Genomic DNA, 13,990 nt, shown 5'->3' with positions numbered 1-13,990 from the left:
TTTCGATTTGAGATTTTTACTCCGCAGATAAATCTGGGAGCTTGAACAGGAGTCCAAAATTTGGATTTCTGTGCGACTGTCGGAAACTTGTATCCGTTTTTGGGCGGAGTCCTGCCGTCAGCAGTCATTAGTTATTGAGCAAGAGCCCAAACTAAAAGCTGGGTACAAAGACTCATGAGCTGGGGAGAATGAGTGACAACTAAAGAATACTGAGAGTTGACAAAAATCGATATGAATGAAATTAGTCTAACAGTGCAACCAGAAGGATTGGTAACGGCAGGAGTTCAAAAAATCCGCACGATGATTGAGGGTTTCGACGACATCAGTCACGGCGGAATGCCAGTGGGCAGAACCACCCTAGTCAGCGGCACGTCAGGAACGGGAAAAACTTTATTTGCCGTACAATTTATCTATAACGGAATCACCCATTTTGACGAACCTGGAGTGCTCGTAACTTTTGAAGAATCTCCGACAGATATTATTAAAAATGCTTGCAGTTTCGGTTGGGATTTAGCACAGTTGATCGATGACGGGAAGCTATTTATTTTGGACGCTTCCCCCGACCCCGAAGGTCAGGATATCGTGGGAAATTTTGATTTATCTGCCTTGATCGAGCGAATTCAGTACGCCATTCGCAAGTACAAAGCCAAGCGCGTTTCTATAGATTCAGTGACAGCCGTATTTCAGCAGTACGAAGCTGCATCTGTAGTGCGCCGAGAAATCTTTCGCTTAGTTGCGCGCCTCAAACAAGTAGGCGCAACTACAGTTATGACTACCGAACGTGTTGAAGAATACGGCCCGGTGGCCAGGTTTGGAGTGGAAGAATTTGTATCGGATAATGTAGTGATTGTTCGCAACGTTTTGGAAGGGGAACGCCGCCGCCGCACCATCGAAATTTTGAAGTTGCGCGGTACAACTCACATGAAGGGCGAATATCCTTTTACTATGACTAATGACGGAATTAATATTTTCCCCTTGGGGGCGATGCGATTAACTCAAAAGTCTTCTAACGTGCGGGTTTCTTCCGGCGATAAAACTCTCGACGAGATGTGCGGCGGCGGTTTCTTTAAAGACTCGATTATTTTGGCTACGGGTGCGACGGGAACCGGCAAAACCCTGTTGGTAAGCAAGTTCTTGCAGAATGCTTGCATGAACGGCAATCGCGCGCTGCTGTTTGCCTATGAAGAGTCGCGGGCTCAGTTGTTCCGCAATGCTTATTCTTGGGGCATTGATTTTGAGGAAATGGAACAGAAAGGACTGCTGAAGTTGCTGTGCACTTACCCGGAATCTGCCGGTTTGGAAGACCACTTGCAGACGATTAAATCAGAAATTGCGGAGTTCAAACCTTCTCGAATTGCTATAGACTCGCTGTCTGCCTTAGCTAGGGGTGTCAGCAATAATGCTTTCAGGCAATTTGTGATCGGAGTGACAGGTTTTGCGAAGCAGGAAGAAATAACCGGCTTTTTCACGAATACAAGCGACCAGTTCATGGGTTCTAATTCGATTACCGACTCCCATATTTCTACGATTACTGACACCATTATCATGCTTCAGTATGTAGAGATTCGAGGGGAAATGTCGCGGGCCATTAATGTGTTTAAGATGCGCGGTTCGTGGCACGATAAAGGGATTCGGGAATACACGATTACTGAAAGAGGGCCGCAAATTAAAGATTCCTTCCGCGGTTACGAACGGATTATCAGCGGTTCTCCGACTCGGATTGCGATTAATGAGAAGAGTGAGCTATCCCGGATTCTCCAGGGTGTGCAAGGCCAAGACGATGAGGATATTTGAGAGTTAGCAGTGATTGGTCGTTAAAAGTAGGTTGGGTTGAGCTAGGAAACCCAACTTTTTTAATTTGAGGAGTTTGTGAACATTTATAGCAACCGCGACAATTTGTTGGAGGTTCTTAATTGCTGAAATATGAGCTTTTATTGCCTTCTGCATCAGCGCCTTCTGGTATATCAATCCCACTAAATAGGTTGTGGTAAAAATCTAGGGGTAAGCTGTTGTGCCTCTAAATTGTATATTTCAATGACGTATCAAAAATCATAAAATCCTTTCCCCATCGGACTCTCGAACATAACAGAAAATCTTTCGGGCTTAGCAGCTTAGTGCCGCGTCGTGCCTATCCCTACTACCCCTAGATTAGGGGAGCCACGGGGGATTGCCTCTACAAAAATATTATCACTAATTTTATTATCAAAAATCATTATTTATAGCTCGCCACCAGTAGTCGCCTCTCCCTATATCCACAAGATGAAATGAATTTCGATAGCTTGCTCAAAAATGCAGATATTTCCCTATATTACTTTAAGGGTTCTGGCCCAATACCTATATAGCAATCCTCGCATCATTTGTGAATTTATTACTCCCGAGCGAGGGGGTTCGGGGAGGGTTGGGGTGGGGTAAAAAATTTACGACTCCTGCAAGGATTGCTAGAGTTTTTACACAGCAACAATACCTTGGGCCAAATCCAATACCCTGGTAATCGAAAATTGCTTGAATTGTGCTTGGAAAGCCAATACTTGCTGTACGATAAACCTCAGCTCGATTGCAAACAGGTAGCCTTGCTGGTGTTAAAGTTATAGTAGGAGGGTATTCTCCTGAACTAGGTTGGATTCATCGCCATCGATGTATTCCCATCGCCGAAAAAACTGGATTGATTTGGCCATGGGGCAAATTGATTTTAGAGCAAGCTTGTGGGCAATATCAGCAGTGGCTAGCAGCAGGACTAATTCTGCCTAATATCGCGGTGAATCTGTCGGCACGTCAACTCAGCCAATTGACTTTAATCGCTAAGAGCGATCGCATCCTTGAGCGCACCGAGATGAAGCCGAAATATCTAGGGCTAGAGATGACCGAAACGACAATAATGATGCTTAATTTTGACATTACATACAATGTTTTGAGCCAATTATCAAAGCGTAGTATTGGGATTTATGTCGATGATTTTGCGACTGGCTATGCTGCTTTTAACAACCTGAAAAATTTTCCGGTGAAGTCGCTCAAAATTGAGCGCTAATTTGTGCGCGATTTAGCCAGCGATCCGATCGCTCGCGGAATTGCCAAACCCATAGTTGTAATCCCACATGGCTTAAATGTGAGCACAATTGCCGAAGGAATTGAAACCCCAGCGCAATTGCAATAGTTACAAGCGATCGCGTGTGAAATCGGGCAGGGTTATATGTTTAGCCCGCCTGTCAGTGCTGAGGTTGCCACTCAATTAATCCGACATCCTGAATTGTTGTCTACCACTATTTGGGATGAGCAATCCTCATAAAAGCGCGCAAAAGTCTTATAATCAATTTAATGCTCGTGTCGATCAAATGACTCAAACAATTTTACGGCGGAATAATATAAAAGTGTTGGGACAAGGCACCCAGACCATGATGTTTGCTCATGGATTTGGGTGCGATCAAAATATGTGGCGTTTCGTAACAATGGCCTTCGAGAAGGACTACAAAATCATCCTATTTGATTATGTAGGTTCTGGAAAGTCTGATATTAGTGCCTACAGTTATGAACGTTACAGCGACCTCCATGGGTATGTTCAGGATGTCCTCGATATTTGTGAAGAATTGGCGTTGACTGATGTGATTTTTGTCGGTCATTCGGTCAGCAGTATTATCGGCATCCTGTCCTCAATTCAAGCTCCTAATTACTTTAATCGCCTGATTCTCCTAGGGCCTTCACCTTGCTACATCAATGATTTACCAAATTATTACGGAGGGTTTGAGCGCCAAGATATTGAGGATCTCCTCGATATCATGGAGAAAAATTACATGGGTTGGGCAAGCTTTCTGGCGCCAATGGTGATGCAGAATCAGGATCGTCCTGAGTTAAGTGAGGAACTTGAGACAAGTTTTTGCTCCACCGATCCGGTGATTGCAAGTCGCTTTGCCGAGGTAACTTTTTACTCTGACAATCGCAGTGATTTACCCAAGGTATCAGTACCTTCACTGATATTGCAATGCGCTGATGACGTGATTGCTCCCACCGAGGTAGGGCATTACCTTCAGCGCCACCTACCTAAAAGTACGCTACGGCTGATGAAAGCTACGGGACATTGCCCGCACCTGAGTCATCCACAAGAGACGATCGAGATGATTAAGGAGTATTTGAGTGTACCTCATACTACCTGATTTGTATGGCAAACATGACCTACCAGATAGACGAGCTACTCAACACGTCACCCTGTGGATTCCTCTCGTTTGCTGACGATGGTACGATCATAATGGTCAACGCCACATTACTGCAATTACTCGGATACGAAACCGATGAACTGCGGGAACGGAAAATGGACTCCATTCTGCCAATGGCCAGCCGGATTTTTTTTCAAACCCATTTCTTCCCCCTGTTGAAGCTCGACGGTAAAGTAGAGGAAATTTACTTCTCATTAAGGTCAAAGCAGGGTAGTGATATACCTATGCTGATCAACGCTGTGCGTCGGAATCAGGGAGGAAACTTCGTCAACAATTGCATCTTGCTCTGTATCCGCCAGCGTATCCTGTACGAAGGTGAAATTCTTAAAGCAAAAAAAGCAGCAGAGGCAGCTATTCTCGCCCAAAAGCAAGCGGAAATTGCCCTGCGGAAACAGTACGACAAGGCGATATTACTTCAAGAAATTACTCAACACATCCGTCAATCTCTTGATTTGTCTACAATTTTTGAGATTGCTTCGCAGGAGATTCGCCTGTTTCTTGATGCCGAGCGCGTCGGCATATTTAAGTTCGATGCTGACAGTAAATTTGGATATGGTGAGTTGGTTTCAGAATCCGTAGGCGAAGGATGTAAATTGGTAAGCAGAAATCAATTTAACGACCCGTGTGCTGGTGAACAAGATCCTGATTCATATCAAGAAGGGAGAATGCAGGTAGTTGAAGATATGAATAAGATTGACCTTCAACACTGTTACCGCGCTCTTTGGAAACAATTTCCGGTTCGGGCTAATTTAGTTGCGCCGTTGCTCAATGGACAAGATTTGTGGGGGCTGTTATGTATTCATCAATGTTCGGCTCCTCGGCAATGGGAAGAATTTGAAGTTGACCTTGTTAAACAGATTGCTAATCAGTTAGCGATCGCCATTAAACAAGCGGATATTTTTCAGAAGTTGCAGAAGGAATTGGCAGAAAGGCAGCAGGCCCAAGCGCGAATGAGAGAAATTAATCAACAACTTGCACTCTCTAACGAAGAACTAGCCCGCGCTACTCACCTCTTAGAACAAGTGGTCAATATTGATGGGTTGACTCAAATTGCTAATCGCCGCTGTTTTAATGACCGCTTAGACCATGAATGGCAGCGGCTATACCGGGAACAAAAACCTATTTCTCTTTTGTTGTTTGATGTGGATTATTTCAAACGTTATAATGATTGCTACGGTCATCAAATGGGGGATGATTGTCTGTTCAAACTTGCTCAGACTGTGCAAGAGGTGGTGTACCGTCCGGCGGATTTGGTGGCGCGTTACGGCGGAGAAGAATTTGGCATCATTTTGCCGAATACTGATCTTGAAGGAGCGATGTCGGTGGCCCAACGGATCCACGCTGCTATTCAAGCTTTACATATTCCTCACAAAACCTCTGATGTGAGCGATGTAGTTACTATTAGTATGGGTATCGCCAACTTGATTCCGATGTCGGAACTATCATCGGCTGACTTGATTGCGATCGCCGATCGTTCACTGTACCGTGCCAAGCAACAGGGGCGCAATCAGTCCGCGATATGCGAGTACAGTGGCGATTCGATTTTTGACACTGACGCTTAAATCACCATAATTGAGACACCCGGGACAAAAATTTGTCTCGGGTGTCTCAAAGTAAGTCATTTTATAAATTTAAATGAGTACGGAGCGATTTGCCAACTCAGCTCCGACCGTCGCAGAATTTCCAGAGCCAGGCGACTTGCTCAACCAGTTGAAAGCCAGACGTAAAAAGTCCGGGGCAAATTTGGCAGATATGGAGGTGGTTTTGGAGATACTTGGAACAGATGAGAGCGAAATTTGAGCGGAAAATAGGACTATCGGTAATACAATTAACCTGAAACCCTTACTCCACAAAAGACATATAAAATGAGCACGGAGGGATTTGAACCCCCGACCCTCAGGACCGGAACCTGATGCTCTATCCACTGAGCTACGTGCCCTCGACTGTTTACAGTATAACACGTCTTGCGGAAAATGGCTAGTAAATGCTAGCAAATTCGATCGCCAGTCTCCAAATCCCTTGACCGATGCGGGTTCTACTCGCCCGCGCGAGCGTGTATCAGGCAGTTCTCGCAGCCTGAGACTGCAAATTTTGAGGATAATCGTCAAAATAAGACGACAATAGGTAAAATAATAGACTTTGATCTAACAAAGATTAGGTTCACATTCGATCGGGGTTAAGCGCCTACAGTTGCTAATATGGCGCGCATCAAGTCCCTCCAGCTAGTCGGGAGTAGATGGCACTGCTGTTAAGACGAGCGGGAGCAAGGACGGTTCTAGACAAAGTTCACCAAACCTCTGAATCTTATGGTTTCTAAAATTTTAGATAAATTACCGCTGCGAACAGTTCTCATAGTTCCATTTGTACTGCAAATCGTGGGAGCCGTGGGACTCGTAGGATATCTGTCTTTTAGAAACGGACAAAAAGCAGTTAATAACCTTGCCAGTCAGTTAATGAGCGAGGTGAGTTTGCGTGTCGAGCAAAACCTGCAAGTTTACCTAACAACTCCCCATCTAATCAATCAAAGCAAGCTGGATGTTGTCAAGCTCGGGTTGTTAAAGATGGAAAATTTATCACCTTGGGAGAAATATCTTTGGCGGCAAGTACAATTATATCCTTATATCAATTTTACATCTATTGGCAACGAGAACGGAGATTATAGATCCGGAGAACAACTGTCTAACGGCTCCCGAACGATGAATGCGATCGAGAAATCAACTGGGTTCAATTTTTATTCTTATAATACCAACGATCGAGGCGAGCGCACTACAGTTGTAACCGTTGTCAAAAGCTTTGATAATCGGCAACATCCTGCGTACAAAGCGGCAGTAAAAGCAGGCAAACCCACTTGGAGTTCGGTTTTCGTTTCTTTACTAGAACCGACATTAATCATGACCGCTATCCAACCGGTATACAGCGATAAAAATCAGCTAGAAGGAGTATTAGTTGCTGCCTTGCGTCTCGACCATCTTGGGAATTTTCTCAACAATCTCAAAGTGGGAAAATCCGGTCAAACATTTATTATAGATCGCCAGGGTAATTTGTTGGCAACTTCTACCACCGAAAAACCGTTTCGCACTCGTGGCAATGAACAACAATTGTTTAAAGTGGCAGAAAGCAGCAACCCTTTTACTCAAGCCACCGCCAAATATTTGACGGCAAAATTTGACAAATTCAACCAAATTAAAAAGTCTCAGCTATTGAACTTTGAAATAAAGGGCAAGCGACAATTTTTAAAAGTCCTGCCCTTCCAAGATGGCAAAGGTTTAGACTGGCTGATTGTGGTAGTTGTTCCCGAAGCAGATTTCACCGAAGAAATCGATGCCAATACCCGCACGACGATTTTGCTTTGTTTGGCAGCTTTAGGAGTAGCAGTTGCGATCGGCATTCTGACTTCTAGGTGGGTGACAAATCCTATTTTGCGGTTAAATACAGCAGCCAAAAATATTGCTAAAGGTGAATGGGACACCACAGTAGAAAGCGAACGCTCTGACGAATTGGGGGAATTAGCCAAGTCATTTAACAGCATGGCTCAACAACTGCAACAATCTTTTGAAACTTTAGAACAGCGAGTGCAAGAGCGGACTGCCGAATTGGCTGTAGCTAAGGACAAAGCGGAAGTAGCGAATCAAGCTAAAAGCACCTTTCTGGCGAACATGAGTCACGAATTGCGATCGCCTCTCAATGCAATTCTCGGCTTTTCCCAACTGATGACTCGCAGCCAAACTCTATCCCCAGAACATCAAGAAAATCTTAGCATAATTAGCAGCAGCGGAGAGCACCTGCTCACCCTGATTAATAACGTGCTCGATTTATCTAAAATTGAATCGGGGCGCACCACCCTCAATCCGAAAAAATTCGACCTCTATCGCCTGCTACACGACTTGGACGATATGTTTCAACTCAAAGCAGATGACAAGCACTTGCAGTTAGTTTTCGAGCGCAGTCCAGACCTGCCGCAATACGTAGAAACTGACGAGTTAAAGTTGCGGCAAATATTAATTAATCTGCTCAATAACGCTCTGAAATTTACCGAGTTTGGCGGTGTTTATGTCAGAGTTAGCAAGCAGTCAGAAGTAGAAAAAGAAGAGCGATTAGAACACTCAAAAAATCAACCAAGATCGGCAATTAATAATAAGGATCTTAAAATCTCCCAATTAACTCAGTCGGAAAACGCCAGTTATGCAACCCAAAATGACGATTCAGCTTCGGGTTGTTCCTTCTTGCTCCATTTTGAAGTCGAAGATACTGGCCCAGGTATTGCTGCTAATGAATTAGACAATCTTTTTGAAGCTTTCGTGCAGACCCAGACAGGCAAAGATTCGCAAGAAGGTACCGGCTTGGGATTGCCAATCAGCCGCAAATTTGTAGAATTAATGGGCGGCGAAATGAGCGTTGGTTCTGCTGTCGGGAACGGGACTAATTTTAAGTTTGACATTCAAGTTATTGCCGTCGGTGCGGCTGATATTGAAAGCCCAAAACCGACTCGAAATGTGATTGCACTCGAACCCAACCAACACCCATATCGAATTTTGATAGTAGACGATAAACCGCTGAACCGCCAACTCTTAATTAAAATCCTCAATCCTCTGGGTTTTGAACTGAAAGAAGCTACTAACGGTCAAGAAGCTATTGAGATTTGGGACAGTTGGGAACCGCATTTAATTTGGATGGACATGAGAATGCCCGTGATGGACGGCTACGAAGCAACGCAATACATTAAAGGCACTATTAAAGGTCAAGCTACTGCTATTGTTGCGCTGACTGCGAGCGTTTTAGAGGAAGAACGGGCAGTTATTTTGTCGGCGGGATGCGATGCTTTTATGCGGAAACCTTTCCGGGAAGCCGATATTTTCGATGCTATGCACAAACATATCGGAGTGCGCTATATTTATGAAGATCCGGGTCAAGCTAATTTATCGGCATTCCAAGAGCGCGATCGCGAAATGACTGCGACTGACTTCGTTAAATTACCTCAGTCGCTGGTAGCTGATTTAAAGCTGGCGATACTGAATGCAGATATGGATTTAATTGATAGCTCGATCCAGCAAATTCGATTAAAGGATGCAGTAACTGCAGGTGCGATCGCGAATTGTATAGAAAATTTCGAGTACGACAAAGTTTTAAAGTTAATCTCTCAAGCAAGATCACATGAATAACGACCTTCCTAGCACCGCTCGCGGTAATATTTTAGTAGTTGACGACACCCCAGCTAATTTGCGGCTGCTAGCCGGAATTTTGAACGGCAAGGGCTACAAAGTCCGCCCCGTACCGAGCGGCGAGTTAGCGCTTTCGGCGGCAAAAGGTATGCCTCCCGATTTGATTTTGCTGGATATTATGATGCCCGAAATGAACGGGTATGAAGTTTGCGAAAAAATCAAAGCTGACGAACGCACTCGCGACATTCCGGTGATTTTTATTAGCGCGATAAATGACGTGCTAGATAAGGTCAAAGCCTTTGCTGTGGGCGGGGTAGATTATATTACTAAACCATTTCAAGTGGAAGAGGTTTTAGTTAGGGTAGAAACGCATTTAGCCATGTGCCAGTTGCAAAAAAAAATCCAACAGAAAAACGAGGAACTGACAGTGGCTTTAGACCAACTGCAAGCAACTCAAAATCAATTAGTTCAATCGGAAAAACTTGCCGCTTTAGGGCAACTGATTGCGGGCATTGCTCACGAAATTAATACGCCGCTGGGGGCGATTCGATCGTCTATCGGCAATATTACCAGCTTTTTGGATAACAATCTCGAAAGTTTGCCCGTTTTTTTTAAAGAACTTTCAGCCGAACGCCAGCACGATTTCTTGAGTTTGATGTACAGTTCCAGCCAACAAACTTACTCTTTATCTACGCGAGAAAAACGGGAAGTAAAAAAAGGTCTGAAGCAGCAACTAGAGTCGGAAGGGATTGACAATGCTGACAGCCTTGCTAGCATTTTAGTCAATATCGGATTGCAGGGAAACTTGCAAGAATTCTTGCCGTTGCTCAAAGACCATGATAGCGAAAATATTATCAAAACCGCCTACGAATTTGCTAGCATTCACAGAAGCGCCCGAACCATCGCTACCGCTACAGAACGCGCTGCAAAAGTCGTCTTTGCCCTGAAAAATTATGCGCGTTACGATGTAAATGGGGAAAAAGTACAGGTGAATATTACCGATGGAATTGAAACTGTATTAACTCTTTATCAGAACCAGCTAAAGCAGGGTGTGGAAATCGTCAGAAACTATCAATATCAATTGCCTGCGGTACTGTGTTATCCCGACGAACTCAATCAAGTTTGGACAAATTTAATTCACAATGCCTTACAAGCGATGGACAATCAAGGAACTTTAACAGTTGACGCCCAGCAGCAAGATACCAGCGTTGTCGTAAAAATTACCGACAGCGGTAAGGGGATTCCACCGGAGATTTTGCCGAAAATTTTTGAGCCGTTTTTTACTACCAAACCAGCGGGAGAAGGCAGCGGGTTAGGATTGGATATTGTCAAAAAAATAATTGAAAAACATCAGGGTAAAATTGATGTGGAGTCGGTGCCAGGTAAAACTGCATTTACAGTGTCTTTGCCGATTAATTTAATTGAGTAGGTAAAGCGCCCCAGACTTCAGTCTGGGGCTAAAAATTTGCAGTCTACGCGCGCGGAATGTAGAATTTGGAAACGGTGTGCTTACCCATCCGGGTTCACCCTGCCAGACTAAAGGAGGAAACTAGCGATGTCTAAACCAGCAATTTTGTGTGTTGACGATGAAGTAGCGGTGTTGGAAAGTCTGGAAATTGAACTGCAACAGGCATTTAACGGTAAATATCTTTGCGAATTTGCTGAAAGTGCTGCTGAAGCACTGGAGATTATTGAAGAGCTGTGTGAAGCTGAGGTTAACATTCTAGTGATTGTCTCTGATTGGTTGATGCCCGGAATGAAAGGAGATGAGTTGCTGATTACAATTCATCAGAAATATCCGCAAATTGTGACAGTGATGCTGACGGGCCAAGCAGACAAGGAAGCAATCGAACGAACAAAAACTCAAGCCAATCTTCATGCTTTTATACAAAAACCTTGGAAAAATCAAGAATTAATTGAAGCGATTAAGTCTGGTCTAGCAAAGTTATGAAAAAACCAGTCATTATTTGTGTCGATGATGAGCTGACTATACTCGATAGTCTGGAAATAGACTTGCTAAAAGCCTTTGAAGATAAATATTTAATTGAAACTGCCCAAAGCGGCGAAGAAGCTTTAGAGCTCCTGTCTGAACTTTTAGCACAAGAGTATGAAGTTCCTTTGGTTATTTCCGATCATATCATGCCGAATATGAAAGGAGACGAGCTATTAAGGAGCGTTCATGCTATCTCGCCGAAATCTCTCAAGATTATGCTGACCGGGCAGGCAGATTTGGAGGCGGTAGCCAATGCTATTAACTATGCTAAATTGTACCGATACATACCTAAACCTTGGCAATCAGATGATTTAAAATTAACTGTTACTGAGGCTATCTACCGATATTTTCAAGACAAACAATTAGCTGAAAAACAAATAGAACTTCAGGAGATGAATCAGGAGTTGGCAAGATTAAATCGCAAGCAGGCGATGCTGATTGCCAAACTCCACGAAAACGAAAGTCGGTTGACGCAATACTTGGAAGCTATGCCGTTGGGCGTGTGCGTGCTGGATGCGAACGGTCAATCTTTTTACGCCAATCAGAAGGCGCGGGAGGTATTTGGCAAAGGCACTGTGCCGCATATTAATGCGGAGCAGAAAGCAGCAATTTATCAATTCTATAAAGCGGGAACTAATCAGAGATGTCCGGTGGAAGAATTGCCAATTATGCAGGCGCTGCGGGGCGAAAGTGTGCGGACTGAGGGTGTAGAAATTCGGACTGGCAACAAGGTTATTCCGGTGGAAAGTTGGGCGACTCCTATTTATGATTCTCTCGGCGATATTTGCTACGGGATTATTGCTTTTACTGATATTACGGAACGCAAGCAAGCTGAAGCAGCGCTGGTGCAAGCTGAGGAGAAGTATCGCCGGATATTTGAAAATGCTCTTGAAGGTATTTTTCAGACTGCACCTGATGGAATGTTGATCAGCGCTAATCCTGCTCTCGCTCAAATCTACGGCTATGATTCCGCTGAAGAATTGATGGCAAGTGTTAATGATATTCAGCGGCAATTGTACGTGCAACCAAACCGCCGTCAAGAGTTTTTTGCGCTGATGGAACAGTACGGTACTGTGTCTGAGTTTGAGTCGGAAGTTTACCGCAAAGATGGCAGTATTATCTGGATTTCTGAGGACGCGCGGACTGTTTTTGATGCTAGCGGTGAAGTGCTTTACTATCAGGGTTTTGCTGAGGATATTACTTTGCGAAGACTGGTAGATGTGGAACGCCTTAAGTTTACGAATGATTTGGAAAAAGCTTTGATAGCTGAAGAAAAGTTAAATGAAGCGCTGTCTGAGAGCGAAAATCGCCTGACTCAATTGCTGGAAGCGGTGCCGGTGGGTATATTTGTGGTAGATGGTATCGGGAAACCTTGCTACATGAATTCTTGGGCTGAAAAAATATTTGGCAAAGGCTTGGTTTCTGATGTTACTCTTAACAATTTGCCGGAAGTTTATGAAACTTACTGCGCCGGAACGAATGAGCTGTATCCGGGCGAAATGCAACCGATTGTGCGGGCGCTGGGGGGAGAAGTGGTGCACGCTGATGATGCGGAAATTCACCGCCCGGAGAGGATTGTGCCGATCGAGGTTTGGGCGACTCCAATCTACGACGAACGGAAAAACATTGTTTATGCGATCGCGGTTTTTCAAGATATCACAGAGCGTCAAGAGCTAGAAACCGAGCGCCGCCAATTCACAGACGAGCTGGAAAAAGCTTTAGCAGCGGAAGAAAAATTAACAGATGCTTACGGGCGATTTGTGCCGCACGAATTTCTCCACTTTCTGGGATATGAAAGTATTCTGGAAGTAAAATTAGGCGATCAGGTACAGAAAGAAATGTCGGTGCTGTTTTCAGATATTCGCGATTTTACTGCTCTTTCTGAACAGATGAATCCCCAAGAAAATTTTCAATTTATTAATGCTTATTTGTCGCGGATGGAACCGGCAATTACTGACAATTTTGGGTTTATTGATAAATACATTGGTGATGCGATTATGGCGCTGTTTAATGGCAGTGCGGACGATGCTGTGAAAGCTGGAATTGCGATGCTAGAACAGCTTAACGATTATAATATCAGCCGCAGTCGGCCCGATCGCCCGCCGCTGCAAATTGGCATTGGCATCAATACGGGTTCTTTGATGTTAGGCACGGTTGGCGGCCAAAGTCGCATGGATAGTACGGTGATTAGCGATGCGGTAAATTTAGCCTCCCGCGTGGAAAGTTTGACGAAAGAGTATGGAGTTTCGATGTTAATTACTCACAATACTTTTGTACAGTTGAATGATGTTTATGATTTTAGGTTGATCGATCGCGTCACAGTGAAAGGCAAATCGCGCATGGTAACGGTTTATGAAGTATTTACGGCAGATCCGCCCCAGTTGCGACAGAAAAAGTTAGAGACAAAAACAATGTTTGAGCAAGCTTTGGTATTCTACAATAGTGCCAGGTTTGTCGAAGCGACAAGATTGTTTTCGGCGTGCCTGCAAGTCAACCCCGGGGATAAGGTAGCTCAAATTTATATGCAGCGATGTGTAAGACGGGCGATCGCTCCTGCATAATAGAAGAAGGAAGAAGGAAGAAGGAAGAAGGAAGAAGGAAGAAGGAAGAAGTCATCAGTCATCAGGAAGAGG

The 13,990-nt window shown here is 44.3% G+C and carries 10 protein-coding genes and 1 tRNA gene; 10 read left to right on the top strand and 1 reads right to left on the bottom strand.

Going from position 1 to position 13,990, the window contains the following annotated elements; genetic code table 11:
• Nucleotides 1-231: 231 nt before the first annotated feature.
• The 6 genes from kaiC to QUB63_RS15200 all read left to right on the top strand — a co-directional run bounded on the left by kaiC (nt 232) and on the right by QUB63_RS15200 (nt 6,005).
• Entirely contained in the window at nt 232-1,794 is a 1,563-nt protein-coding gene (kaiC, locus tag QUB63_RS15225; RefSeq protein ID WP_332946093.1) for a circadian clock protein KaiC, read from the top strand.
• Nucleotides 1,795-2,554: 760 nt separating this feature from the next.
• Nucleotides 2,555-3,025: an EAL domain-containing protein gene (locus tag QUB63_RS15220; protein ID WP_332946092.1), complete on the top strand. Its 471-nt coding sequence runs from the start codon at nt 2,555-2,557 to the stop codon at nt 3,023-3,025.
• Nucleotides 3,026-3,028: 3 nt separating this feature from the next.
• Nucleotides 3,029-3,151: a hypothetical protein gene (locus QUB63_RS15215; protein ID WP_332946091.1), complete on the top strand. Its 123-nt coding sequence runs from the start codon at nt 3,029-3,031 to the stop codon at nt 3,149-3,151.
• Between the two features lie 115 nt (nt 3,152-3,266).
• On the top strand, nt 3,267-4,145 hold the full coding sequence (locus QUB63_RS15210; RefSeq protein ID WP_332946090.1) for an alpha/beta fold hydrolase: 879 nt from the start codon (nt 3,267-3,269) through the stop codon (nt 4,143-4,145).
• Nucleotides 4,146-4,150: 5 nt separating this feature from the next.
• Complete coding sequence (locus QUB63_RS15205; protein WP_332946089.1) at nt 4,151-5,767, top strand: diguanylate cyclase domain-containing protein; 1,617 nt, start codon at nt 4,151-4,153, stop codon at nt 5,765-5,767.
• A gap of 73 nt (nt 5,768-5,840) precedes the next feature.
• Entirely contained in the window at nt 5,841-6,005 is a 165-nt protein-coding gene (locus QUB63_RS15200; protein WP_332946088.1) for a hypothetical protein, read from the top strand.
• 66 nt (nt 6,006-6,071) lie between these two features.
• On the opposite strand, the gene QUB63_RS15195 is transcribed toward QUB63_RS15200, so the two are convergent.
• Nucleotides 6,072-6,144 (bottom strand) — tRNA-Arg (locus QUB63_RS15195).
• Between the two features lie 367 nt (nt 6,145-6,511).
• Between QUB63_RS15195 and QUB63_RS15190 the strand changes: the two genes are divergently transcribed.
• From QUB63_RS15190 to QUB63_RS15175, 4 genes are all read left to right on the top strand, one after another.
• Nucleotides 6,512-9,364: a hybrid sensor histidine kinase/response regulator gene (locus tag QUB63_RS15190; protein ID WP_332946087.1), complete on the top strand. Its 2,853-nt coding sequence runs from the start codon at nt 6,512-6,514 to the stop codon at nt 9,362-9,364.
• Entirely contained in the window at nt 9,357-10,793 is a 1,437-nt protein-coding gene (locus QUB63_RS15185) for a hybrid sensor histidine kinase/response regulator (protein WP_332946086.1), read from the top strand. Before QUB63_RS15190 ends, QUB63_RS15185 begins: the two co-directional genes overlap by 8 nt.
• Nucleotides 10,794-10,919: 126 nt before the next feature.
• On the top strand, nt 10,920-11,315 hold the full coding sequence (locus QUB63_RS15180) for a response regulator (RefSeq protein ID WP_332946085.1): 396 nt from the start codon (nt 10,920-10,922) through the stop codon (nt 11,313-11,315).
• Nucleotides 11,312-13,918: a PAS domain S-box protein gene (locus QUB63_RS15175; RefSeq protein WP_332946084.1), complete on the top strand. Its 2,607-nt coding sequence runs from the start codon at nt 11,312-11,314 to the stop codon at nt 13,916-13,918. The genes QUB63_RS15180 and QUB63_RS15175 overlap by 4 nt, the downstream gene beginning before the upstream one ends.
• The last annotated feature ends 72 nt before the right edge of the window (nt 13,919-13,990 follow it).

It is taken from the genome of Microcoleus sp. ARI1-B5 (assembly GCF_036705795.1).
Classification (GTDB): domain Bacteria; phylum Cyanobacteriota; class Cyanobacteriia; order Cyanobacteriales; family Microcoleaceae; genus Microcoleus.
The sequence above is the reverse complement of the archived record's forward strand: the minus strand, read 5'-3'. Positions and strand labels throughout refer to the sequence as shown.

Bases quoted from the DNA above. Each gene is read 5' to 3' on its own strand.
- kaiC (WP_332946093.1), top strand. From the start codon at position 232: ATGAATGAAATTAGTCTAACAGTGCAACCAGAAGGATTGGTAACGGCA.
- QUB63_RS15210 (WP_332946090.1), top strand. From the start codon at position 3,267: ATGAGCAATCCTCATAAAAGCGCGCAAAAGTCTTATAATCAATTTAAT.
- QUB63_RS15205 (WP_332946089.1), top strand. From the start codon at position 4,151: ATGGCAAACATGACCTACCAGATAGACGAGCTACTCAACACGTCACCC.
- QUB63_RS15200 (WP_332946088.1), top strand. From the start codon at position 5,841: ATGAGTACGGAGCGATTTGCCAACTCAGCTCCGACCGTCGCAGAATTT.
- QUB63_RS15190 (WP_332946087.1), top strand. From the start codon at position 6,512: ATGGTTTCTAAAATTTTAGATAAATTACCGCTGCGAACAGTTCTCATA.
- QUB63_RS15185 (WP_332946086.1), top strand. From the start codon at position 9,357: ATGAATAACGACCTTCCTAGCACCGCTCGCGGTAATATTTTAGTAGTT.
- QUB63_RS15180 (WP_332946085.1), top strand. From the start codon at position 10,920: ATGTCTAAACCAGCAATTTTGTGTGTTGACGATGAAGTAGCGGTGTTG.
- QUB63_RS15175 (WP_332946084.1), top strand. From the start codon at position 11,312: ATGAAAAAACCAGTCATTATTTGTGTCGATGATGAGCTGACTATACTC.